Source organism: Variovorax sp. OV329, assembly GCF_900114785.1.
GTDB lineage: Bacteria > Pseudomonadota > Gammaproteobacteria > Burkholderiales > Burkholderiaceae_C > Variovorax.
Map to the genome: position 1 here is coordinate 338,304 of NZ_FOUG01000006.1, position 24,478 is coordinate 362,781.

At 68.9% G+C, this 24,478-nt stretch carries 19 protein-coding genes; 8 read left to right on the forward strand and 11 right to left on the reverse strand.

The annotated features are described in order from the left end of the window. Positions 1–6 precede the first annotated feature (6 nt). The 7 genes from BM345_RS13200 to BM345_RS13230 all read right to left on the reverse strand — a co-directional run bounded on the left by BM345_RS13200 (position 7) and on the right by BM345_RS13230 (position 6,175). Complete coding sequence (locus BM345_RS13200; protein WP_093380126.1) at positions 7–1,980, reverse strand: hybrid sensor histidine kinase/response regulator; 1,974 nt, start codon at positions 1,978–1,980, stop codon at positions 7–9. A gap of 3 nt (positions 1,981–1,983) precedes the next feature. After that, positions 1,984–2,889, reverse strand: a complete 906-nt coding sequence (locus BM345_RS13205) for a sensor histidine kinase (protein WP_093380127.1) — start codon at positions 2,887–2,889, stop codon at positions 1,984–1,986. Then, on the reverse strand, positions 2,886–3,914 hold the full coding sequence (locus BM345_RS13210; protein WP_093380129.1) for an ATP-binding protein: 1,029 nt from the start codon (positions 3,912–3,914) through the stop codon (positions 2,886–2,888). Before BM345_RS13210 ends, BM345_RS13205 begins: the two co-directional genes overlap by 4 nt. Beyond that, a complete protein-coding gene (locus tag BM345_RS13215) occupies positions 3,905–4,309 on the reverse strand; it encodes an anti-sigma regulatory factor (protein WP_217653983.1) in 405 nt (134 codons plus the stop codon). The genes BM345_RS13210 and BM345_RS13215 overlap by 10 nt, the downstream gene beginning before the upstream one ends. Beyond that, complete coding sequence (locus tag BM345_RS13220; RefSeq protein WP_093380132.1) at positions 4,299–4,673, reverse strand: STAS domain-containing protein; 375 nt, start codon at positions 4,671–4,673, stop codon at positions 4,299–4,301. Before BM345_RS13220 ends, BM345_RS13215 begins: the two co-directional genes overlap by 11 nt. 5 nt (positions 4,674–4,678) lie before the next feature. Further along, the gene (locus tag BM345_RS13225; RefSeq protein ID WP_254789718.1) at positions 4,679–5,473 is read right to left on the reverse strand and encodes an STAS domain-containing protein; all 795 of its coding nucleotides are present in this window, start codon (positions 5,471–5,473) and stop codon (positions 4,679–4,681) included. Between the two features lie 246 nt (positions 5,474–5,719). Next, a complete protein-coding gene (locus tag BM345_RS13230) occupies positions 5,720–6,175 on the reverse strand; it encodes a response regulator (protein WP_093380135.1) in 456 nt (151 codons plus the stop codon). A 280-nt stretch (positions 6,176–6,455) separates the two neighbouring features. Here BM345_RS13230 and BM345_RS13235 point away from each other — a divergent pair, with 280 nt between their 5' ends. The 3 genes from BM345_RS13235 to BM345_RS13245 all read left to right on the forward strand — a co-directional run bounded on the left by BM345_RS13235 (position 6,456) and on the right by BM345_RS13245 (position 14,609). After that, positions 6,456–11,957 (forward strand): HAMP domain-containing protein, encoded by a 5,502-nt coding sequence (locus BM345_RS13235; RefSeq protein WP_093380136.1) that lies wholly within the window; start codon positions 6,456–6,458, stop codon positions 11,955–11,957. Continuing rightward, entirely contained in the window at positions 11,942–14,140 is a 2,199-nt protein-coding gene (locus BM345_RS13240) for a response regulator (protein WP_175544990.1), read from the forward strand. The genes BM345_RS13235 and BM345_RS13240 overlap by 16 nt, the downstream gene beginning before the upstream one ends. Positions 14,141–14,249: 109 nt before the next feature. Next, a complete protein-coding gene (locus tag BM345_RS13245; protein WP_175544991.1) occupies positions 14,250–14,609 on the forward strand; it encodes a response regulator in 360 nt (119 codons plus the stop codon). A 34-nt stretch (positions 14,610–14,643) separates the two neighbouring features. Here the strand turns inward: BM345_RS13245 and BM345_RS13250 are convergent, their stop codons facing one another. Next, on the reverse strand, positions 14,644–14,850 hold the full coding sequence (locus BM345_RS13250; RefSeq protein ID WP_093380140.1) for a hypothetical protein: 207 nt from the start codon (positions 14,848–14,850) through the stop codon (positions 14,644–14,646). 118 nt (positions 14,851–14,968) lie between these two features. Here BM345_RS13250 and BM345_RS13255 point away from each other — a divergent pair, with 118 nt between their 5' ends. Continuing rightward, positions 14,969–15,379 carry a response regulator gene (locus tag BM345_RS13255; RefSeq protein ID WP_093380142.1) on the forward strand — a complete coding sequence of 137 codons (411 nt, stop codon included), beginning with the start codon at positions 14,969–14,971 and terminating at the stop codon, positions 15,377–15,379. 59 nt (positions 15,380–15,438) lie between these two features. Here the strand turns inward: BM345_RS13255 and BM345_RS13260 are convergent, their stop codons facing one another. The 3 genes from BM345_RS13260 to BM345_RS13270 all read right to left on the reverse strand — a co-directional run bounded on the left by BM345_RS13260 (position 15,439) and on the right by BM345_RS13270 (position 17,723). Beyond that, a complete protein-coding gene (locus BM345_RS13260; protein WP_093380144.1) occupies positions 15,439–15,939 on the reverse strand; it encodes a hemerythrin domain-containing protein in 501 nt (166 codons plus the stop codon). Between the two features lie 111 nt (positions 15,940–16,050). After that, a complete protein-coding gene (locus BM345_RS13265) occupies positions 16,051–16,941 on the reverse strand; it encodes an NAD(P)H-hydrate dehydratase (protein ID WP_093380145.1) in 891 nt (296 codons plus the stop codon). A 5-nt stretch (positions 16,942–16,946) separates the two neighbouring features. Then, positions 16,947–17,723 carry a histidine phosphatase family protein gene (locus BM345_RS13270; RefSeq protein ID WP_093380217.1) on the reverse strand — a complete coding sequence of 259 codons (777 nt, stop codon included), beginning with the start codon at positions 17,721–17,723 and terminating at the stop codon, positions 16,947–16,949. Between the two features lie 220 nt (positions 17,724–17,943). Here BM345_RS13270 and BM345_RS13275 point away from each other — a divergent pair, with 220 nt between their 5' ends. The 4 genes from BM345_RS13275 to BM345_RS13290 all read left to right on the forward strand — a co-directional run bounded on the left by BM345_RS13275 (position 17,944) and on the right by BM345_RS13290 (position 24,464). Further along, positions 17,944–18,501: a low affinity iron permease family protein gene (locus tag BM345_RS13275; RefSeq protein WP_093380147.1), complete on the forward strand. Its 558-nt coding sequence runs from the start codon at positions 17,944–17,946 to the stop codon at positions 18,499–18,501. Positions 18,502–18,511: 10 nt separating this feature from the next. Continuing rightward, positions 18,512–21,133, forward strand: a complete 2,622-nt coding sequence (locus tag BM345_RS13280) for an excinuclease ABC subunit UvrA (protein WP_093380148.1) — start codon at positions 18,512–18,514, stop codon at positions 21,131–21,133. 303 nt (positions 21,134–21,436) lie between these two features. After that, the gene (locus BM345_RS13285) at positions 21,437–22,606 is read left to right on the forward strand and encodes an ABC transporter substrate-binding protein (RefSeq protein ID WP_093380150.1); all 1,170 of its coding nucleotides are present in this window, start codon (positions 21,437–21,439) and stop codon (positions 22,604–22,606) included. A gap of 28 nt (positions 22,607–22,634) precedes the next feature. Further along, entirely contained in the window at positions 22,635–24,464 is a 1,830-nt protein-coding gene (locus BM345_RS13290; protein WP_093380151.1) for an ABC transporter permease, read from the forward strand. Positions 24,465–24,478 lie beyond the last annotated feature (14 nt).

Consider the following 24,478-nt stretch of genomic DNA (forward strand, 5'->3'; position numbering starts at 1 on the left):
TGAGCGTCAGCCGGCGGGGCGGTTCACCAGCACGTGGATCAGCTGGTGCGCCTGTAGCGGCTTGGCGATGTGCGCGTCGAAGCCGGCCTCGAGCGCGCGCGCCCGGTCCTGGTCCCGCGAGAAGGCGGTGAGCGCCACGGCCAGCAGGCGCGGCCGGCCTTCCGCCTGGCCCAGCCGCCGCACTTCCCGCACCAGGTCGTAGCCGTCCTGCCCCGGAAGGCCGATGTCGCTCACGAGCGCCTGCGGCCAGGCCTGCGACAGCGCCGCCAGCGCCGATGCGTAGTCGGTGGCCACGCGCACCTGGGCGCCGGCATCCTGGAGAACGACCTGCGCCAGCTCCGCCGCATCGGGGTTGTCTTCCACCACGAGCACGGAGCAACCGGCCAGCGGCGACTGGTCCTGCGATTCGACCGTGCGGTCGACCACCAGCACGGGTGCGTCCGAACCTTCGACCGGCAGCACCACCTCGAAGGTCGCGCCCTGGTTCTCGCCCGCGCTTGACGCGCTCACCTGCCCGCCGTGCAGCTCGGTCAGGTGCCGCACGATGGACAGGCCCAGCCCCAGCCCGCCGTGCTGGCGGTTGCCCGGCGCGTCGCTTTGCGTGAAGCGGGAGAACAGGTGCTCCATGAACTCCTGCGGGATGCCCTTGCCGGCATCGCGCACCGTCAGGCGCAGCTGCGCGCCCTCGCGCGACAGGGTCACGTCCACCGGGCCGTTCGGCTGCGAGAACTTCACGGCGTTGGTCACCAGGTTCCAGACGATCTGCTGGAAGCGCGTCGGGTCGAGCCAGGCCGGCCGCGCCATCGACGCGTCGTCGCTGTGCACCCGCAACTGCACGCCCTTGGCGCGGACGGGCTCGTGCAGTGCCTCCAGCGCGGAGTCGACCAGGCTGCGCGCATCGACCCACTCCGGGTACAGCCGCAGCTTGCCCGCGTTCACCCGCGACACGTCGAGGATGTCGCTGATGATCTGCGTCTGGGCCTTGACGCTGCGCTCGATGGCGGCCATCGCCTTGCCCACGTGCTCGGGCTTGGCGCCGTGCTTCTGCAGCAGGTGGACCCATCCGGCAATGGCGTTCAGGGGCGTGCGCAGCTCGTGCGAGAGCACGGCGACGAAATCGTCCTTGGTGCGGCTGTGGCGCTCGGCCGTGACGCGCGCGGCCTGCTCGCGCTCCAGCACTTCCTGGCGCCGCAGCTCCAGCTCGCGCCGCTCGGACACGTCCACCGCCACGCCCAGGCGCAGGCTGGGCTCGACGTGGCTGGACATGCTCCATTCAAGGTGGCGCAGCTCGCCGTCACCGCTCATCAGCGCAAAGGCCGCCTCCCAGGAGGGTTCGTCGTCCTGCACGGCCAGCATCTTCTTGGCGACGAAGGCCTTCCATTCCACCGGGGCGAAGTCGGCCACGTCGCGTCCGATCAGCTCCCACGGCGTCTTGCCGAGCATGCGTGCCAGGGCCGGATTGACGTCGGCGAAGCGGCCCTGCGAATCGATCAGCGCCATGCCGCTGGGCGCGCGGTCGTAGATCGCTCGAAAGCGCACCTCGCTGCGGCGGACCTGGTCCTCGGCCATGCGGGCGCGGATCAGGGCCTGCAGCGTCGCGACCAGCATCGCCGGCTCGGCCGGGTGCACCAGGTAGGCGTCGGCGCCGGCGTCCAGGCCGGTGACCTTGTCCGCGTCCTGCACGTGGGCGGCCGAGAGGTGGATGACCGGCAGCCGCTCGGTGGCCGGGTCCGCGCGCAAGCGGCGGCAGACCTCGAAGCCGTCGATGTCGGGCAGGTGCACGTCCAGCACGATGGCGGACACGCGCTCTGCGGCCGTGAGCTGCAGGGCCTCCTCGCCCGTCGCGGCTTCGACGGTCTGGAAGCCCGCGGCGCGGATGACGCGCGAGGTCGAATAGCGGGTGGCCGGGTTGTCGTCCACCACGAGCACGGTGTGGCGCGATCGATCGATCGTCGTGTTGATCACGCTGGCGACCGACATGCGCTACTCCGTGCCGGCGGCCGCGTCGGCGGCAGGCAGCTGCACCGGGATCTCCACCCAGAAGCGCGAACCCTTCCCGAGCTCGCTCTCGATGCCCACTTCTCCGCCCAGCAGCGCCGCGAGCTGGCGGCTGAGCGAAAGCCCCAGGCCGGTGCCGCGCAGGCGCTTCTGAACGGGCGAATCGACCTGCGAGAAGTCGTCGAACACCGCGCGGTGGTATTCGGGGGCGATGCCGATGCCGGTGTCGGCCACCATGAAGCGCACGCGCCCGCCGGCCGTGGCGCCGGCCGAGACGCGCACCTCGCCATGCGTGGTGAACTTCAGCGCGTTGGAGATGAAGTTGCGCAGGATCTGCGAGAGCTTGCGGTTGTCCGTGAACAGGCGCGGCAGGCCGGCCGGCTCCTCGAACACCAGCGTGAGGTCGGGGTTGGTGAGCACCGGGCGGAACATGCCGCGCAGTGCAGAGAACAGGTCCACCATCTCGAACCAGGCCGGCGAGATGTCGACCCGTCCGGCCTCGATCTTGGCCAGGTCCAGCAGGTCGTCCACCATTTCGGCGAACTCGGTGGCCGTGTTCTGGATGAACTGCACCTGGCGGTCCTGCTCCTGCGTGAGCGGGCCGTCGACGCGGTCGGCCAGCAGGCGCGCGATGCTGCGGATGGCATTGACCGGGGCGCGGAACTCGTGGCTCATGTAGGCCAGGAAGCGGCTCTTGAGCTCGGTGGCCTTGCGCAGCTGCTCGGCCTGGGCGTCCAGCTCCGCGTACAGCGCCACCACGCCGCGGTTGGTTTCCTCCAGCTCGGCGCGCAGGTCGTCCAGCTCGCGCCGCGATGCATCCAGGGCTGCCTGAAGCGCCTGCGGGCTGTCTTGGCCGGGCGGGGGGGTGCCGCTGTCCTGGGTCGTGTTCACGTGTCTCTCCGGCGGACCACCACCACCGTGGCATCGTCGCGCATGCGGCTATGGTTGCGCAAAAGAAGGGCGGCCACCAGTGTCGGGTCGCGCTGCATCAGCGGCATCAGCCCGGCGCCGTCCCAGCGGGTGTTCAGTCCGTCGCTGTGCAGGATCACCAACCCGTGCTCCACCCAGGGAGTGCCGAGCGCGTCTGGCCGGCGGATCTGGATGCCCGCCGTGCCGTGCTGGGTCGCCAGGGCCTTGTCCGAAACGCCCGAGATGACCCGCCCGCTGATGTTGCCCGCGCCCGAATACTGCACCTGGCCTTGCGTCGGGTCCAGGTGCGCCAGGCAGACGGCGGCGCCGCGCGTGGTACGCATCTGCGCATGCATCTGCTGCAGCAGCGGCGGAAGCGATTCGAAGGGCGCCGCGCTGAACACGTCCAGGGCGACCTGCGCCGCCTTGGCCGCGTCCGGCCCGTGGCCGAGGCCGTCGGCCACCACCAGCCTGAGCGCCTGCCCATCGAATGCGGCCGCCCAGCCGTCGCCGCAGGCCGTCTCCCCCTGCACCGGAAGGCACACGGCCCCGACCAGCGGGGCCGCGCCGGCCTGGCGCGCCGCGCCGGGGTGCGGCGCTTCCCGGCCCACGCGGGCCACGCACACCGTGCCCCCGGGCCGGGTGGAGTGGATGTCGAATTCGTTGGCCAGGCGCCGCACGGCGCCCAGGCCGGTGCCGGGCGTGCCGCCGGTCGAGTAGCCGTCCTGCAGCGACTGATGCAGGTCGGCGATGCCGGGCCCGTCGTCGATGCTGATCACCTCGACCATCGCGTCGTGCGTGCGCGCCGCGATCAGCAGCCGCCCGCCCTGCGCGTGGCGCAGCAGGTTGGCACCCAGTTCGTTCACGACGATGGCCAGCCGCCCGGCCTGCACTTCGTCCCAGCCCAGTTCGTGCGTCAGCTGGGCGCAGTGGCGGCGCGCCTCGCCGACCCGGCTCGCTTCGTCGCAGGGGAAGGCGCGATGGACCCAGCCTTGAATTATTTCCACTTGGTGATGCTCACCCGCGTGCCTTTGCCGGGTGCGGATTCGATGTCGAAGTCGTTGACCAGGCGCTTGCTGCCCGGCAATCCCAGGCCCATGCCGGTGCCGCTGGTCCAGCCGTCGGACATGGCCAGCTGCATGTTGGCGATGCCGGGGCCCTCGTCCTCGAAATGCAGCTGCAGGCCACGCCTGGCGCCGTCTTCCAGCACGTTCCATCGCATGTCGCCGCCGCCGCCGTGGATCAGCGTGTTGCGCGCCAGCTCGCTCGCGGCGGTGACCATCTTGGTCTGGTCCACCAGCGAGAACTTCAGCGACTGGCACATCGCGCGCACCTGCTGGCGGGCCATCACGATGTCGTGCTCGGAGCGCAGCGGCAATTTTCCGGCCAGTTCAGCCGCCACGGAGGTTCTCCTGCCGGACCTGGTCGAGCAGACGCATGCCGCGCTCGACATCCAGGGCGGTTCGAACCCCCGAAAGCGACAAGCCCAGTTCCACCAGCGTGATGGCCACGGCCGGCTGCATGCCGACGACCACGGTGGTCGCCGAGAGAATGTTCGCGATGCCGGAAATGCTGCTGAGCATGCGGCCCACGAAGGAGTCCACGATTTCCAGGGCGGAGATGTCGATCATCACGCCGCTGGCGCCGGTCGCCGCGATCTTCTCGGCGAGGTCTTCCTGCAGGCCCATGGCGGTCTGGTCCTGCATGTCGACCTGGATGGTGACCAGCAGGGTCTGGCCCATCCGCAGGATCGGGATGCGATCCATGGCGGTCAGGCGGCCTGGCGGCTGACGCGCCAGCCCGAGCGGGTGAGGGCCAGCAGGAGCGCGTCCGCCAGGCTCGCCTTGGTCGAGATGCCCTGCAGGTCGATGCCCAGGTGGACGATGGTCTGCGCGATCTGCGGACGGATGCCGCTGATGATGCAGTCCGCGCCCATGAGGCGGATGGCGGTCACGGTCTTGAGCAGGTGCTGGGCCACCAGCGTGTCCACGGTGGGCACGCCGGTGATGTCGATGATGGCGATTTCAGATCCGGTCTCGACGATGCTCTGCAGCAGCGTCTCCATGACCAGCTGGGTGCGGCTGCTGTCGAGCACGCCGATCATGGGCACCGCCAGCACGCCTTCCCACAGCTTGACCACCGGCGTGGACAGTTCCAGCAGTTCCTCCTGCTGGCGCCGGATGATTTCCTCGCGCGAATGCTGGAAGGTGGTCACCGTGTACTGCGCCACGGCATCGACCAGCGAGGTGACGCTCCACAGCGCTGCTGCCAGGCCGGCCGGATCGCTGGAAAAAGCTTGCTGCAAGGCGCTGAACAGCGGCTTCTTCAGCGCCAGCGAGAAGATGCTAGTGTCGCCCGCCGTCTCCCCCTTGGCAGCGCGCGAGCGCGACAAGGATTCGAGGCTCTGGCGCAGGCGCGACCAGGCGGCGCCTTCGAGCTTCTCCAGCGAGCCGCCGGCACCCAGTCCTTCGAGCAGGGCCTGCACGATGTCGCGCGCCTCGGCCCGGCTGGACTGGCTGTTTCCCTGCATGCGAGCGGGAAGGGCGCTGTGCCACTGCTCGACCATCTGTTCTTCGCTGCTGCTGCTCAGGGCGTCGACGATTGTCTGGCTTTGTGTGTTCATCCGCGGCTCCATCCTTGTTTCTTCGCATGTCAGGGCCACCATTGGCCGGGCGCGATTCTAGGAGGGCCGCATCGTCGCACGCAGCGAGCCCGGCGCGTTGGCACCAAGTCGGCGCGCGGGATGACAGCGCCGTAGGGTCTGTCCTACAGCAGGTCGCCGCACAGCGTCGCGCAGGGGGCAGCCGCAGGCTCAGGCGGCGCGCAGCGAGCCATAGCCGGGCGACTCGGGCCCCAGCGATGGCTGCGACGAAGGCGCCGGCGCCGGCAGGTTCGTCGCAACGGCCCTGGCCAGGGCGTCGGACATCTGTTCCAGCGTGAAGGGCTTGCGAAGCCAGACGCGCCGTGGCGGCAGGATGGACGGTGCCGGCTGCCCGGTCGCGAAGATGATCGGCACGTCGGCCACGCCGCCCAGGATCTCGGCGAGATCGCGGCCCGAGAGGCCGGGCAGGCCCACGTCCGTGATGATCACGTCGAAGGCGCCGTCCATGAAACGGTCCAGGGCAAGCTCCGCGTTGCTCAGGCCGCCGCCGCTGTGGCCCAGGGCTTCGAGCAGCGAAAGGGTCGCCGCGAGGGCATCCGGTTCGTCCTCCACCACCAGGACCCGCAAGCCACGGTTGGCCGCTGGCTCCGAAATGCGCGCGTTCATCTGCTCTGCTTCAAGGTCGAGTTTGGGAGGTCTTTGGTATCGCTCGAACGGCGAAAGCGCGCCGTCGGACAACTCCTACACCGTACGTATGAAAGGTGCGCGACCTGCTTGCACGCGCCGCCCGCACGCAGGTGAAGGGGCAGTGTGAGTGCCATTGCGCGCCTTCTTTACTTGCGCAATAGTCGACCGGCTCCCCGCCCTCCAGCGTGAGCACGCGCTGGCATGGCGGACGCACCTGCGGCCGATCCCTGCGAGTCCCGTTTCAGGATGGACCTCTCAAATGAACGCATCGGAATCACTCGCCACCAGTGCATCGCCCGAGCAGCTCGAAGTGCTGCTGGAAGCACTCACCAAACTGCGCCGCGGCGATGCCGCCGCCCGACTGCCGGCCCACTGGATGGGCATCGTCGGCAAGGTCGCCGAGGTCTTCAACGACGTCGTCGACCAGAACGCCGCGCTCACCGACGAGCTGGTGCGCCTGAGCCGCGTGGTCGGCAAGGAAGGCAAGCTGCGCCAGCGCGCCTCGCTGGCCGACACGCGGGGCTTCTGGCGCGACTCGGTGGAATGCGTCAACGCGCTCATCGATGACCTGGTGCATCCCACCACCGAGGTGGCGCGCGTGATCGGCGCGGTGGCGCAGGGCGACCTGTCCAAGAGCATGGCGCTGGAGCTGGAAGGGCGCGAGCTCGAAGGCGAGTTCCTGCGCACGGCCCGCACCATCAACAAGATGGTCGAGCAGCTCAGCGACTTCTCCGCCGAGGTGACGCGGGTCGCGCGCGAGGTGGGCACCGAGGGCAAGCTGGGCGGCCAGGCCAAGGTGAAGGGCGTGGCCGGCACCTGGAAGGACCTCACCGACTCGGTGAACTCCATGGCCGGCAACCTTACCGACCAGGTGCGCAACATCGCCGACGTGACCACCGCCGTGGCCAAGGGCGACCTGTCCAAGAAGATCGACGTGGACGTGAAGGGCGAGTTCCTCACGCTCAAGAACACCATCAACACCATGGTGGACCAGTTGCGTTCCTTCGCATCCGAAGTGACCCGCGTGGCACGCGAGGTGGGCACCGAAGGGGCGCTGGGCGGACAGGCCCGCGTGGAGGGCGTCTCCGGCACGTGGAAGGACCTGACCGACTCGGTCAACTCCATGGCCGGCAATCTCACCTCGCAGGTGCGAAACATCGCGGACGTGACCAAGGCGGTGGCGGCGGGCGACCTGTCCAAGAAGATCACGGTGGACGTGAAGGGCGAGATCCTGGAGCTGAAGAACACGGTCAACACCATGGTGGACCAGCTGCGTTCCTTCGCGGCCGAGGTGACGCGCGTGGCGCGCGAGGTGGGCACCGAAGGCAAGCTGGGCGGCCAGGCCGACGTGCAGGGCGTGGCCGGAACCTGGAAGGACCTGACCGAGTCGGTGAACTTCATGGCGGGCAACCTGACCTCCCAGGTGCGCAACATCGCCGAGGTGACCACGGCCGTCGCGGCGGGCGACCTGTCCAAGAAGATCACGGTGGACGTGAAGGGCGAGATCCTGGAGCTGAAGAACACGGTCAACACCATGGTGGACCAGCTGCGCTCCTTCGCCGCCGAGGTGACGCGCGTGGCGCGCGAGGTGGGCAGCGAAGGCAAGCTGGGCGGCCAGGCGGACGTGCAGGGCGTGGCCGGTACGTGGAAGGACCTGACGGACTCGGTCAACTCCATGGCCTTCAACCTCACCTCGCAGGTGCGCAACATCGCCGACGTGACCAAGGCGGTGGCCGCCGGCGACCTCTCGAAGAAGATCACGGTGGACGTGAAGGGCGAGATCCTCGAGCTCAAGGCCACGGTCAACACCATGGTGGACCAGCTCTCCTCCTTCGCCGCGGAAGTGACGCGGGTGGCGCGCGAAGTGGGCACCGAAGGGCGGCTGGGCGGGCAGGCCGAGGTGGCCGGCGTGTCGGGCACCTGGCGCGACCTGACCGAGTCGGTCAACTTCATGGCCGGCAACCTGACCTCGCAGGTGCGCAACATCGCCGAGGTGACCACGGCCGTGGCGGCGGGCGACCTGTCCAAGAAGATCACGGTGGACGTGAAGGGCGAGATCTCCGAGCTGAAGAACACGGTCAACACCATGGTGGACCAGCTGCGTTCCTTCGCGGCCGAGGTGACGCGCGTGGCGCTGGAAGTGGGCACCGAGGGCATCCTGGGTGGGCAGGCCGAAGTGCAGGGCGTGGCCGGTACGTGGAAGGACCTCACCGACTCGGTGAACCTGATGGCCTCGAACCTCACGTCCCAGGTGCGCAACATCGCGGACGTGACCAAGGCGGTGGCGGCCGGCGACCTCTCGAAGAAGATCACGGTGGACGTGAAGGGCGAGATCCTGGAGCTCAAGGCCACCATCAACACCATGGTGGACCAGCTCTCGTCCTTCGCCGCCGAAGTGACCCGCGTGGCGCGCGAGGTTGGCACCGAAGGCCGGCTGGGCGGGCAGGCGCAGGTGCGCGATGTGTCGGGCACCTGGAAGGACCTGACCGAGAACGTGAACTTCATGGCGGGCAACCTGACGGGCCAGGTGCGCGGCATCGCCAAGGTGGTGACCGCGGTGGCCAACGGCGACCTGGAACAGAAGCTCACGGTGGAGGCCAAGGGCGAGATCGCCGCGCTGGCCGAGACCATCAACAGCATGACCGACACGCTGGCCACCTTCGCCGACCAGGTGACCACCGTGGCGCGCGAAGTGGGCATCGAGGGCAAGCTGGGCGGCCAGGCCAAGGTGCCGGGCGCGGCAGGCACGTGGAAGGGCCTGACCGAGAACGTGAACCAGCTGGCGGCCAACCTCACGACGCAGGTGCGGGCCATCGCTGAGGTGGCCACCGCCGTGACGCAGGGCGACCTGACGCGCTCCATCACCGTGGAGGCGCAGGGCGAGGTGGCGGCGCTGAAGGACACCATCAACGAGATGATCCGCAACCTCAAGGACACCACGCTGAAGAACACCGAGCAGGACTGGCTCAAGACCAACCTCGCCAAGTTCAGCCGCATGCTGCAGGGGCAGAAGGACCTGCTGACCGTGGGCCAGCTGATCCTGTCCGAGCTGGCACCGGTGGTGGGTGCGCAGCAGGCGGAGTTCTACGTGCTGGAGACCGGCGCCGGCCAGGCCGCGCGGCTCAAGCTGGTGGCCAGCTATGCCTCCAGCGGCCAGACCGCGCTGGGCAAGGAACTGGAGCTGGGGCAGGGGCTCATCGGCCAGTGCGCGGTGGACAAGACCAAGGTGCTGCTGACCAACGTGCCCAACAGCGCCTTCCGCGTGGCCACGGGCCTGAGCGAGAGCGCCGCCATGGACATCATCGTGCTGCCCATCGTGTTCGAGGGCGAGGTGCGCGGCGTGATGGAGCTGGCCTCGCTGGAGCGCTTCAACCCCTCGCACCAGGCCTTCCTCGACCAGCTGACCGAATCCATCGGCATCGTGATCAACACCATCTCGGCCAACATGCGCACCGAGCACCTGCTGACGCAGTCGCAGTCGCTGGCCGAGGAACTGCAGAACCGCCAGCAGGAGCTGCAGCAGACCAACGAGGAGCTGCAGGAGAAGGCCCGCCTGCTGGTGCACCAGAACCAGGAGGTGGAGCGCAAGAACCAGGAAGTGGAGCAGGCACGCCAGGCCCTGGAGGAAAAGGCCGAGCAGCTGGCGCTGACCTCCAAGTACAAGTCCGAGTTCCTGGCCAACATGTCGCACGAGCTGCGCACGCCGCTCAACAGCCTGCTGATCCTGTCGGACCAGCTCTACAAGAACAGCGAAGGCAACCTCAGCGCCAGGCAGGTGGAGTTCGCCAAGACCATCCACCTGTCGGGCAACGACCTGCTGATGCTGATCAACGACATCCTGGACCTGTCCAAGATCGAGTCGGGCACGGTGGCGGTGGAGGTCAGCGAACTGCGGCTGGACGACCTGCAGCGCTCGGTCGACCGGAGCTTCCGCCACGTGGCCGAGGCCAAGCACGTGGGCTTCGAGATCGTGGCGCAGCAACCCTTGCCCGAGAGCCTGGTCACCGACGCCAAGCGGCTGCAGCAGATCATCAAGAACCTGCTGTCCAACGCCTTCAAGTTCACGCACCAGGGGGCGGTGTCGCTCTCGCTGTCGGTGGTGCAGGAGGGCTGGTCGGAAGACAACGAGGAACTCAACCGCGCCAGCAGCGTGGTGGCCTTCGCGGTGTCCGACACCGGCATCGGCATCTCCGCGGACAAGCAGCAGATCGTGTTCGAGGCCTTCCAGCAGGCCGACGGCTCCACCTCCCGCAAGTACGGCGGCACGGGCCTGGGCCTGGCGATCAGCCGCGAGCTGGCCCGGCTGCTGGGCGGCGAGATCCGGCTGGTGAGCGCGCCGGCCAAGGGCAGCACCTTCACGCTGTACCTGCCGTCGCACTTCAGTCCCATGCGCAACCTGCGTGCGGCCCGGCCCGCGAGCGACGAGGATTCGCCGGCCAGCCGCGCGGCCGGGAGCCGTTCGCCCAGGGCGCTGGCGGCCTCGTTGCCCGAGCGCCGGGCGCTCCAGAAGGCCGAAGCCGTCGAGGCGGAAGAGGACGGCAGCGCGCCGGCCAACGTCGCCGAGGACGACCGGGACCGGCTGCTTCCCGGCGACCTGTCGCTGCTCATCGTCGAGAACGACCTGGCCTTCGCGAAGATGCTGCTGCAGGTGGCGCGCCAGTGCGGCTTCAAGGGCCTGGTGAGCCCCACCGCCGCCGACGCGCTCAGCCTGATCCAGGACTACCGCCCGGCGGCCGTCACGCTGGACATCCACCTGCCGGACATGCCGGGCTTCCGCATCCTGGACCGCCTGAAGGCCGACCTGACCACGCGGCACATTCCGGTCTGCGTGGTGTCCACCGACGACTCGCGCGACCGGGCACTGCAGTCGGGCGCCATGGGCTTCCTGGCCAAGCCCCTGCAATCCCTCGACCCGGTCGAGGCGGTGCTCCGCGAACTGCACGACTACGTGCAGGATGGCGCGCACAAGGTGCTCGTCGCCATGCACCCTTCGCCGGCCCGCGAGGCCTACCTGGCCACGCTGCAGGGCAGTGGCTTGCAGCTCCAGGTCGTGGACACGCCCGCCCTGCTGCGCGAGGCGCTGGCCCAGGCAAGCGCGGACCTGCTGGTGACACAGGACGGATGGAAGGGCCTGGGCCGCGCCGACCTGCCTGAGCGCCCGGGCGGCGCAATGACGGCGCCGCTGGCCGTGGTGCTCTATCGCGAGGCGGGGCAGTTGCCCGATCCGCAATGGACCGCGGCGATGGACAGCGGGCTGGTGGTGCGCCAGGTCGACACCCTCGAGCACCTGGTCGACGCCAGCGCCTTCTTCCTGCACCGGCCGCTGCCCGCCATGACCGCGAGGGAGCGCGCCACCGTCGAGGCCATCCACGAGGCGCCAGGGCTGCTGGCCGGCAAGAAGGCGCTGATCGTGGACGACGACGTGCGCAACATCTTCGCGCTGGCCACCGTGCTGGAGGCACAGGGCATGCGTGTGTCCTCGGCCGAGAACGGGCAGGACGCCATCCGGCTGGTGCAGACCGAGCCGGACATCGACGTCGTGCTGATGGACATCATGATGCCGGAGATGGACGGCATGCAGACCATGCGCGAGCTGCGCAAGCTCCCCGGCGGCAAGCACCTGCCGCTGGTCGCCGTGACGGCCAAGGCCATGAAGGGCGACCGCGAGAAGTGCATCGAGGCCGGTGCCTGGGACTACCTGGCCAAGCCGGTGGAGACCGCCCAGCTGCTGGCCGTGCTGCGGGGGTGGCTGTGCAGATAGCGCCCTGGCCCGGCGCGGCCGACGACCTGCCGCACGGCGAGCCCGGCGAGAACAAGGCCGACATCCTCATCGTGGACGACCTGCCGGAGAAGCTGCTGGTCTTCCAGACCGTGCTGGAGGAGCTTGGGCAGAACCTGGTGAAGGTGCGCTCGGGCGCGGCCGCGCTGCGCGAGATTCTCAAGCGGGACTTCGCGGTCATCCTGCTGGACGTGAACATGCCCGACATCGACGGCTTCGAGACCGCCGCGCTGATACGCAAGCACCCGCGCTCGATGATGACGCCCATCATCTTCATCACCGCCTACGCCGACGAGGTGCAGACGGCCAAGGGCTATTCGCTGGGCGCTGTGGACTACATCCTGTCGCCGGTCGACCCCGAGATCCTGCGCAGCAAGGTGGGCGTCTTCGTTTCGCTCTACCTGATGTCGCGGCAGATACGCCAGCAGGCCGACGGCCGTGCGCAGGTGCTGGCGGCCGAGGCGGGTCGCCGCGTGGCCGAGGAGAGCGACCGGCGCTCGGCCTTCCTCGCGAGGGCCAGCCGCGAACTGAGCGGGTCGCTGGAGGCCGAGGTCGCGCTGCGCCAGTGCGCCGAGTTCCTGGTGCCCGAGATCGCTCCGATGACGGTGGTCCAGTTGAGCGACCCCGATTTCGGCCCGCTGGCCGCCTGCGTCGCGCAGGCCGCGGAGCACGCGGGCACGAGCACGAGCTGGGTGCCCGAGGACAGGCTCGATCCGGGCGTGCGCCTGACGCTCAAGCGGGCCACCTTGTCGCGCCAGCGCATCTTCCACGAGCAGGCACAAGTGCACGACCCAGCCAGCGGCGGGGCCACCGCCTCGCTGGCGCTTTCGATGCTGGCCGTGCCGCTGCTGGTGGGCGAGCGGGTGCTGGGCGCAATCCTCGTCGCGGCGCCGGACGCCAGGCACTGGCAGACGCCCGCCACCTTGCTGCTCGACGAGGTGATCGCCCGGGCCACGACGGCTTTCGAGAACGTGCGCCTCTACGGCGTGCTGCAGCGGGAGGTGCGCGAGCGCGTGGCGGCGCAGGAAGAGCTCCAGGAAGCGAACCGCCGCAAGGACGAGTTCCTCGCGATGATGTCCCACGAGCTGCGCAACCCGCTGTCTTCCATCAAGCTCGCGGTGGAAGTCATCCGGCGCCATTCGCCGCAGCATGCCAAGGTGGACTGGGGCCTGGGCGTGGCCGACCGCCAGCTTCAGCACCTCATGCGCCTGATCGAGGAGCTGCTGGACGTGACGCGCATCAGCCGCGGCAAGATCGTGCTCAAGCAGGAGCGCGTGGACCTGGACCGCGTGCTGTCGCAAAGCGTGGAGACGGTGCGCGGCTCCCTGGACGGCCGCCACCAGGTGCTGACGGTGCGCAAGCCTGGCGAGCCGGTGTGGGTGGATGGCGATTCCGCCCGGCTGACGCAGGTCTTCGCCAACCTTCTTCACAACGCTTCCAAGTACAGCCCGGAGCGCTCCCCCATCGAGCTGAGCGTGGTGCCGGACGGCGCGGGGGTGCTGGTGCTGGTGGTCGACCACGGCATCGGCATCGACGCGGAGCTGTTGCCGCGCGTCTTCGACATGTTCGCGCAAGGCCAGCGGGGCCTGGACCGCTCCCAGGGGGGCCTAGGCGTCGGCCTGACCCTGGCGCGGCTTCTGACCGAACTGCATGGCGGCCACATCGACGTGTTCAGCGAGGGGCGCGACAGGGGCTCGAGCTTCTCGGTGCGGCTGCCCCGGGCGACCTCGGGCGAAGCGGCGGCCGTGCCCTCGGCGCCGCAGATCGAGCACGCGGGCCAGGCACCTGCGGCTTCGATCCTGGTGGTGGACGACAACCTGGACGCCGCCGAGGCACTCAGCGCCATCCTGGAGATCGAGGGCCACACGGTGCGGATCTCGCAGGACGGGGAGCAGGCCCTGGACGACCTGGTCGCATTCCGGCCGGCGGTGGTGATCCTGGATATCGGCCTGCCGCGGCTCGACGGCTATGCGGTGGCGCGGCGCATGCGGCAGATGCCCGAGGGCGAGTCCGTGCTCCTGATTGCGCTCACCGGCTACGGGCAGCAGGCCGACAGGTTGCGGGCACTGGAGGCCGGCTTCGACCGGCATTTCGTCAAGCCTGCGGATACGACCCAACTGCTGGCCTGCATCAACGGCCGGCCTGCGACCGCCGCCGCGCATTGAATGCGTGGTCGCGGGTAGGCACGGCGCCCGTTCATGTCAAAAGACATTTCGGCGCGAACGCACTTTGCCCAGAATGTTCAGTGACCCCACTGACAAGGCAAGGAGACCCGTGGACAGCCTGGATATCTATGTCGTGGACGACAACCGCGACGCGGCCGATTCGCTCGCCGAACTGCTGGCCCACATGGGCCATCGTGCCCGGCCGTTCTACGACGCCGGCGATCTGCTGGAAATGGCGGGCAGGTCCAAGCCCGACTGCGTCCTGCTGGACGTTGCCATGGACGGCATGGATGGACTGGAGCTCACGCGCCTGCTGCGCGCCCGTTTCGGCGATGACGTCGTCCTGATCGCGATCACCGGTGTGCCGGAGGGCAGCGCAGCGGTCAAGTCGACCTTCCGCCTGGTCGACCACTACTTCTCCAAGCCGGTCGACGTGTACAAGCTCGAAGCGATCCTGGTCGGCCGCTGAGGGCGCACGTCGTCCGTGGGAGTAGAAGGGAAGCTCAGGAAGCGCCGGGCTTGCCGTCGCGGCGTGCAGCATCCGGCCCGAAAGCCTGCTGCAGTTCCTCCAGTGCCGTTCGCACCAACTCGAACGCCGCCGGAAGCTCCGCCGCCTGCGCGTCGGCGCCATCGGGCCTTTCGAGGGTGAAGCGCAGGCGTTCGCAGGCGACTTCCCAGTTCAGCTTGGCCCGGGTCTGGGCGTTCGACATTCGGACCTCTTCTTTTGCACCAGGGAGGAATCCATCCTACCCGCGCATCGCGTTGGCGCTCACTCGCATCGCGAGCCGATGCGGCTAGATTGGCTGCAACTAAGAACAGGAATTGTTCATGGGTTCGCTGACCGTGTTCCTCGTCGAAGATAACCCTCTCATCCGAGCCCACCTCATTCCGGCACTGCAGGACCTGGCGGGCGCACAGGTGCTGGCCATCGCCGAGTCGGAAGGCGAGGCGGTGGGGTGGCTGGCCGGCCACAAGGGCGGCTGGGACCTGGCGGTTGTCGACCTGTTCCTCAAGGAGGGGACGGGCCTGGGCGTGGTGAACTGGACCTTCGGCCGCCTGGCGCGTCAGAAGGTGGCCGTGCTGACCAACTACGCGACGGACGAGACGCGGATCCTGTGCCGGCGCGCCGGCGCCGACGCGATCTTCGACAAGTCCTACGAGCTGGACCAGTTCTTCGACTACTGCCAGCGATTGAGCACGCCGGACGCAGGGACAGGCGTGGATCCGCGCGCGCCTTGAGTCGCGAGGGCGGGGCATGCCGGGGCCGCGGTGCCCGGCGATGCCCCGGTCGAATCGGACTAGGCGGCAACGCCTTCCATCTCAGCCATCAACTCTTCCTTTCGCGCCTGCAGTTCATCGCGCATGGCGACCAGGTCCAGCCTGGAAGCGCGCGCCTTGGGGAACATCTCGTTGCGCTCCTCCTTGACATGGTGGTCGATGTATTCGCCCAGCACCTTCACCTTGGCGTCGAACTTCTCGTCGACCTCTTGCGCCGACTGGATCTGCTCGATCAGGTCCTTGGCACTGGCGTGCTCCACTTCCGCTTCCTCCAGCAGGTCCTGTTCCTTGATGGCGGCGCGGACGGCGGGGTAGAAGATTTCCTCTTCCAGCTGGGTGTGCACGGTCAGCTCCACGCAGATGCGCTGGGCCAGTTGGCGCCTTGCATCGATGGATCGCTTGGCCTTGGAGCCGGCCATCTCGTCGTATTCGTTGAAGAGCTTCTTCACCGCGCGGTGGTCGGCGTCGAGCAGGGTGCATGCATCGGGGGTGGAACGTGTGGTCATGTGGCTGGTCCTCATATGAAAAAGGGTTGGCTGGGCCACAAGCATCGGACTTCTTTCGAACCCCGCCCGTCAGCCATCTCCGAGGCTCGATGCCAGACAAGATTGGGGAGCTTCGACATCGGTTTTTCAGTGCGAGCCGTCGCCAAGCATCCTGAGCTGTGCCGGAACCTCGTGCGAGAGTTCGCGTGCCAAGTAGCCCAGCGGCCCCATGCGGCGCGCCAGTGCATGGCCCGCGCGCGCATGCAGCGTCACGCCCCAGGCGCATGCGCCTTCGACGGACAGCCCACGTGCCGCCAGCCCGCCGATCAGCCCCGCGAGCGCGTCGCCCGAGCCCGAGGTCGCGAGGCCCGGCGAGCCGCCATCGAATCGCCAGGCCGGCTGGCCCGGCAGGCAGACATAAGTCTGCGCCCCCTTGAGGGCGACGCAGGCATTGAAGGCGTCGGCCGCCCCTCGCACGGCGGCCAGCGGGTCGGCTGCGACCTCTTCCTTCGTCATGCCGCACAGGTTCGCCATCTCGCCTGCGTGCGGCGTGAGGATGACCGGCTGCGAGAAAGCGCTGCTGTCCCGCGCAGCACACATCGCCATGGCGTCCAGGAGAACGGGCGCGTGCCTGAAGGCGGGCAGGAGCGAGTTCACCAGGCGGACGCAGCGTGCCTCGTCCTGCATGCCCGGGCCCACGACGAGGGCCCGGACGCCGGCTGCAAGCGGCTGCAGGAGCTTCTGCGCGCCGGCCGCATCCAGGTCGCCATTGCGTGCCTGGGGCAGCCCGATGACGCGCGCCTCCGGCACGGCCAGCGCGAGTCCCTGTGCGATTTCCCGCGGGGCCGCAATCATCAGCTTGCCGGCGCCCGCGCGCAGCGCCGCTTCGCCCGCCAGGATCGCGGCGCCGGGTATCTCCGGGCTGCCGGCGACCACCAGTACCTGCCCACGGGTTTCCTTGTCTGCTTCGTTGCCGGGGTCCGGCAAGGGCCAGCGCCGAAGGGTCGATCGGGTCAGCGCTCGTACGGGGGAGCCCATGGCGGCTAGGGCTTGGCGGCAGCCGGCTTGTCGGGCGCGCTGGTCACCGGCGTGGCGCTTTCGCGCAGCGGCGCCAGGAAGTTCACCAATTCCAGCTGCATGGGCCTGGATTTCTCGTCATCGACCCGCGGCGGCGCACGATAGAGAGTGACCGCGCAGTTGGGCACGTCGCCTTCGCGGTCGATGTCCAGGATCGTCTGCTCGTCCATCTGCTCGATCAGGTAGCGCATGCAGTTGACGACCACCTGGTGCGCGACCACCAGCACGCGCCGGTCGGGATACTCGCGTGTGATCATCTCCAGCAGGCTGCGCAGGCGCAGGATGACGTCGCACCAGCTTTCGCCGCCCGGTGGCCTGAAATAGAACTTGCCCACGTGCGCACGTTGCTCGGCCAGGTCGGGGTGCTTCCGGGTGATGCCCAGCCTCGTGAGCCGGTCCAGGATGCCGAACTCCTTCTCGCGAAGGCGCTCGTCCACGCGCAGGGCAACGGGGTCGCCGGTGGCCGAGCCCTTGACGGCGATCAAGCGGGCGGTCTCGCGGGCCCGCAGATAGGGGGAGCAGAGAACGACCTCGGGGCGATCCTCGGTGGCCATCTGCCTGAACCAGTCGCTCAACGCTTCCGACTGCGCCACACCCAGTTCGGACAGGGGGACGTCGATGTCGCGCCAGGCCAGCTCGATCACCGGCATGCCGCCCGCTTCGGCGGCGTCGCGGGCAACGTTGCCCGCACTCTGGCCGTGGCGTACCAGCCAGAGACATTGAGGCCACGGCGCTTGTGACATGAGGGCCATTGTTCGGGCAGCGCGCGGCAAAGCACGCAGGCGGCCATGCCATGAACGCTGTAGGCCAAAGGCGATCCATGCCATCGGCGCCGGACAAGGCATTGGGCCGCCAGCACCTCACCGTGCAGCGGCGTCCCACATGCTCGCCATCCGGTGTCCCACCCCAGCGGCCGGCGCCGCTTCTTACCATCCAGCTTTGTCCAGTCTTCCGGAGGAACGCATGTCCGAGACAACCAGAATCGAAGAGGCGGGCGAACTGGGAGCCATGCCCAACACCACCAGCGCTGCCTACGCGGAGCGCTCCCACGTGCTGTCGGTGTTCGATTCCTTCGCGAGCCGGGTGACGCGATGGGCGGGCACGCCCACCGCTTTCTGCACGGCCCTCGCCGTGATCGTGCTGTGGGCCGTTGCCGGGCCGATGTTCGGCTACTCGGAAGACTGGCAGCTGGTGATCAACACCGGCACCACGATTGTCACCTTCCTCATGGTGTTCCTGATCCAGCAGAGCCAGAACAAGGACAGCGTCGCCATGCACCTCAAGCTCAACGAACTGCTCGCTTCCAACCGCACTGCCAGCAACCGAATGATCGGCATCGAGGACCTGGACGAACAGGATCTCCGGCAGGTCGCTGCCTTCTACGCACGGCTGGCGGAGCGCGCCAAGGACGCCGGCCCGCGCAAGGAGGTGCATTCAATCGACGAGGAAGGCCTGCCGACGGAAGCCGTGGCTTCGCCGGCGCCTCGGGCCGTCGCGACGCGTCGGCCGGCCAGCGCCTGAAGCGATTTCCATGGCCAGCGCCAAGGAGCCGGACCGGGCGCGCTTCGTCCTCGTGCGCGGCGCCCGTGAGCACAACCTCAAGGATGTGAACGTCGACATCCCGCGCGACGCGCTGGTGGTGTTCAGCGGCGTTTCCGGCTCGGGCAAGTCCTCGCTCGCATTCGGCACCCTCTATGCCGAAGCGCAGCGGCGCTACTTCGAGTCGGTCTCGCCCTATGCGCGCAGGCTCATCGACCAGATCGGCGTGCCGGACGTGGACCGCATCGACGGCCTGCCGCCCGCCGTCGCCTTGCGGCAGCAGGGTGGCACGCCGAGCGCGCGTTCCTCGGTCGGCAGCCTGACCACCATCTCCAGCCTGCTGCGGATGCTGTATTCGCGCGCCGGCTCCTACCCGGCGCGGCAGCCGATGCTGTTCGCGGAGGACTTCTCGCCCAACACGCCCCAAGGTGCCTGCCCCACCTGCCACGGACTGGGCCGCGTCTACGAGGTCACCGAGAAGAGCATGGTGCCGGACGACTCGCTCAGCATCCGCGAACGTGCCATCGCGTCCTGGCCCCCGGCCTGGCAGGGGCAGAACCTGCGCGACATCCTGGTGAGCCTGGGCTACGACGTCGACACGCCCTGGCGCGACCTGCCGAAAAAGGACCGCCGCTGGATCCTGTTCACCGAGGAGACGCCCACCGCACCGGTCTATGCCGGCTTCACGCCGGCGGAAACCCGCGCGGCGCTGCGCAGCAAGATGGAGCCGAGCTACCAGGGCACCTTCATGGGCGCGCGGCGCTACGTGCTGCACACCTTCGCGACGACGCAGAGCGCCTCGATGAAGCGGCGGGTATCGCGCTTCATGACCGGCACCGTGTGCCCGGCCTGTGAAGGCAAGCGCCTCAAGCGCGAGGCGCTGGGCGTTCTCTTTGCCGGCCTCGACATCGGCGAGCTCTCCCACATGTCCCTGGCCGAACTGGCCGAGGTGCTCCGGCCGGCGGCGCAGGGACGAATCGAGCCGGCCGCCGAGGGCCGGCCGCTTGGCCGCGAGGCGGCCCGCAAGGCGACGCAGCGCCGCGTGGCAACGGGGGGCGCAAGCCACGACGCGGCGCCCGACGTGCGGCGCACGCCCAACCTGTCGGAAGAGAAGCGCATCGTCGCGCAGCGCATTGCCCACGACGTCATAGAGCGCGTCGGCGCCCTCGTCGCGCTGGGCCTGGGCTATCTCTCGCTGGACCGCAGCACGCCCACCCTGTCGCCGGGCGAATTGCAGCGGCTGCGGCTGGCGACGCAGATCCAATCCAACCTCTTCGGCGTGGTGTACGTGCTCGACGAGCCCTCCGCCGGCCTGCATCCCGCAGACGGCGAAGCGCTTCGGGCCGCGCTGGACCGGCTCAAGGCCTCGGGCAATTCGCTCTTCGTGGTGGAGCACGACCTGGACGTGATGCGCCACGCGGACTGGATCGTCGATGTGGGCCCGGACGCCGGCACCTGGGGCGGCCGCATCCTCTACAGCGGCCCGCCGCAAGGCCTGCGGGATGTGCCTGAATCGCACACGGGCCGCTACCTGTTCGGGCCCGCCCGCGCCGCCAGCCGGGTGGTGCGCACGCCCCAAGGCTGGCTCGGCCTTGCCCAGGTGAGCCGCAACAACCTTCGCGGGCTGGACGTGTCCTTCCCGCTGGGCGTCTTCGCTGCGGTCACGGGTGTCTCGGGCTCCGGCAAGTCGAGCCTGGTGAGCCAGGCGCTGGTCGAGCTGGTGTCGGCCCACCTGGGGCACGAGCTTCCGGTGGCAGAACCGGAGGCCGGCGAGGAGGAGCACGCGCCCACCGCGCCGGTCGCCGGGCGGATCAGCCACGGTGCGGACGCCATCGACCGGCTGGTGCAGGTGGACCAGCGGCCCATCGGCAGGACGCCGCGCTCGAACCTGGCGACCTACACCGGCCTGTTCGATGGCGTGCGCAGGCTTTTCGCCGCCACGCCCGCTGCCCGGGCCCGCCGCTACGACGCCGGGCGCTTCTCCTTCAACGTGGCCAAGGGCCGGTGCCCGACCTGCGAGGGCGAGGGCTTCGTGAGCGTGGAGATGCTCTTCATGCCGAGCGTCTATGCGCCATGTCCCACCTGCCATGGAGCGCGCTACAACGAAGCCACCCTCAAGGTCGAATGGCAGGGCCTGAACATCGCGCAGGTGCTGGACCTGACGGTGAAGGAGGCCACGCAGCGCTTCGCCGACGAGGCGTCCATCCACCGGCCGCTGGCACTGCTGGACGCCATCGGCCTGGGCTACCTGCGGCTTGGCCAGCCGGCGACCGAACTCTCGGGCGGCGAGGCGCAGCGCATCAAGCTGGCGACCGAACTGCAGCGCGCTCCCAGGGGGCACACGCTGTACGTGCTCGACGAGCCGACCAGCGGCCTTCATGCGGCAGACGTCGACAAGCTCCTGGTGCAGCTCAACGGCCTGGTCGATGCCGGCAACACCGTGCTGGTCGTCGAGCACGACCTTCGCCTGGTGGCCCAGAGCGACTGGGTCATCGACGTGGGACCGGGGGCGGGCGAGGCCGGCGGGCGGATCGTGGCGCAGGGGCGGCCGGACCAGATCGAGGAAGCGACCGAAAGCCTGACGGGCCGATATCTAAGGCAACGCGCGCCCTAGAGCGGCGCCTGCCAACAGATGCTTTGGCTATTCGCAAATTGCCATCGCTTCGTTGGCATCCGGCCCGACGCCTCCTAGACTGGGCGCGGGATCGATTCTCTGGTTGGGACGACTGGACCGGTCGTGGGGACCACGGCAAGTTGTCTCCTCGTCGTGATGAACGGCGATTCGCGGGCTCAGGCCCGCTTTTTTTTTGCCCGCGCATATGCGCGAAGCGTTTATGCGAGTGCATTTTTCTTCGTTCCTGCGAAGCCCCCCGGCACCAAGAATCGCAAGCTTCCTGTTGTCCCGGAGTCCTCGCACATGCTGCACCGTCAATTCCTTCGCCTGGCCGCCCTCGCGCTGCTGGCACCCGTCGTGGCCTGGTCCGCGCCCGCCACGGGCGAGCCCGTCTGGTTCGGCGTCAGCGGGCCGCTGACCGGGCAGAACGCGCAGTACGGCGCGCAGTGGAAGGCCGGTTTCGACCTGGCCGTGGAAGACGTCAACGGCAAGGGCGGCATCCATGGCCGGCCGCTGGCCTACGTCTTCGAGGACAGCCAGAGCGACCCGCGCCAGTCGGTGGGCCTGGCGCAGAAGTTCGTCAACGACAAGCGCATCCGGATCGAGCTGGGCGACTTCTCCAGCCCCGCGTCGATGGCTGCCTCGCCCATCTACCAGCGGGCCGGCCTGGTGCAGCTGGGCTTCACCAACTCGCACCCGGACTTCACCAAGGGCGGCGACTACATCTGGAGCCCCTCGGTGAGCCAGGCCGACGCGCAGCCGCTGCTGGCCGACCTGGCCGTGAAGTCGCTGGGCTTCAAGAAGGTGGCGGTGCTGTTCCTGAACACCGACTGGGGCCGCACCAGCCGCGACGTGTTCGTCAAGGCGGCGCAGGAGCGCGGCGCGCAGGTGGTGATCGCCGAGGGCTACCAGCCCGACGAGAAGGACTTCCGCTCGACGCTGGTGCGGGTGCGCGATGCCAACCCGGATGGCCTGGTGCTCATCTCCTACTACCCTGACGGCGCGCTCATCGCCGGCCAGGTGCGCAGCGTGGGCCTGAAGCAGCCCATCGCGGCCAGCGGCTCGGTCTACTCGCCCAAGTTCATCGAACTGGGCGCCGCCGCGGTGGAGGGCATCTACACCAACACCGCCTTCTTCCCCGACGAGCCGCGCCCCGAGGTGAAGGACTTCGTGCAGCGCTTCCGCGCCAAGTACGGCAAGGAACCCGACGCCTTCAACGCCTATGCCTACGACGCGGTGCAGATCGCGGCGGCCGCGCTCGTCCAGGCCGGCCCGGACGGCGACCGCAAGGCCGTGCGCGATGCCTTCTACAAGATCAAGGACGTGCCCAGCGTGGTCTTCGGCAAGGCCAACTTCGACGCGCAGACGCGCCGCGTGATCGGCGTGAAGAGCATCGACCTGGTGGTCAGGGACGGCAAGTGGGCGCTGGCCGAGCCCGGCAAGCTCAGCACGGCTTCGGCCACGGCCCGCTGATCGCGACGACGGGGCGGCTGCACGGGCGATGAGCTTCACATCCTTCTTCGACTACACGATCAACGGCCTGATCATCGGCAACATCTATGCGTTGCTGGCGGTGGGGCTGGCGCTGATCTTCGGCGTCTCGCACCTCATCAACTTCGCGCACGGCTCGGTCTACACCGTGGGGGCGTACATCGGCTGGGCCGCCATCACCTTCCTGCACACGCCGCTGCCGCTCACCATCGGGCTGGTGGTGCTGGGCTGCGGCGCGCTGGGCATGCTGATCGAGCGGGTGGGGCTGCGGCCGCTGCAGGGCTCGGCGCGCATCGCGCCGCTGCTGGCCACCATCGGCATCAGCTTCGTGCTGGACATCGCGGTGCAGCTGCTGGCCAGCCCCGACCCGCGGGCGCTGCCCACCCAGCTGCCCGACTGGCGGCTGCAGATCGGCAGCGGCACCATCGGCGCGCTGGACCTGCTCATCGCCGGCATCGGGCTGGCGAGCGCGGCGCTGCTCTTTTGCTTCCTGCGCTTCACGAAGCTGGGCTGGGCGGTGCGCGCCACCGCGCAGGACCGCGACGCGGCGCAGCAGATGGGCGTGGACGTGAACCGCGTCAACCTGAGCGTGTTCGCCATCGCCTCGGCGCTGGGAGGCCTGTCGGGCCTGCTGGTGGGCATGTACTACAACAACATCAGCCCGGCGATGAGCTTCCAGGCCACGCTCAAGGGCGTGGTGGCGACCGTGGTGGGGGGCGTGGGCAACGTGCCCGGCGCCATCGTGGGAAGCATGCTGCTGGGGCTGACCGAGAGCTATGGCGTGGCGCTGTTCGGCACGCCCTACCGCAACCTCTTCGCCTTCATCCTGCTGCTGGTGATCCTGGTGTGGCGCCCCAACGGTTTGTTCGGGCGCAAGCGCGCCCTGCCGCCCGAGCCGCTCACCGGCACCTTCATCGCGCCCAGCAAGCCCTGGCACATCCCCCGCTGGCTGCTGGCGGGCCTGTTCGCCGCGGCGGTGTCGCTGCCGCTGTTCTCGCCTTCGCCCTATGTGCTGCAGACGCTGACCAACGCCTGGCTGTATGCCGCGCTGGCCCTGGGGCTGACGCTGGTGGCCGGCACCATCGGGCAGATCTCGCTGGGGCATGCGGGGCTGCTGGCCATCGGGGCCTATGCCTCCTCGCTGCTGGTGCTGGACCTGCACCTGCCGGTGGGCACCAGCATCGTCCTGGCCGGGCTGGTGACTTCGCTGGTGGGCACCGCGCTGATCTTCCCTTCCTTCAAGCTGCGCGGGCATTACGTGTCCATCGCCACGCTGGGCATCGGCGAGATCGTGGCGCTGACCATCCTGAACTGGGAGAGCCTCACGCGCGGACCCATCGGCGTGTCGGGCATCCCGCCGCTCTCCCTCTTCGGGCAGGACGCGTCCTCCAACGAGGCCTTCTACTGGGCCGCCTTGGCGGCGATGGTGCTGCTGGCCCTGCTGCAGTGGCGGCTGCTGAGATCACATCTGGGCCGCACTTTCCGCGCGGTGCGCGAGGACGACGTGGCGGCCCGTTCCTACGGCGCGAGCCCGGACCGCTACAAGGCCATGGCTTTCGGCTTCGGCGGCTTCGCGGCCGGCGTGAGCGGCGCCTTCACCGCACACCTGTACTCCTACATCAACCACGAGACCTTCACCTCGCAGATCTCCATCCTGGCGCTGACCATGGTGATCCTGGGCGGCCTGGGAAACATCAGCGGCGCGGTGCTGGGCGCGGTGGCGCTGGTGAGCCTGCCCGAGCTGTTCCGCGTGACGGCGGAGTACCGGATGCTGATCTACGGGGTGGCACTGCTGCTGCTCATCCGCTTCCGCCCGCAGGGACTGCTGGGCACCGTCTGACTTTGCTGAAAGAG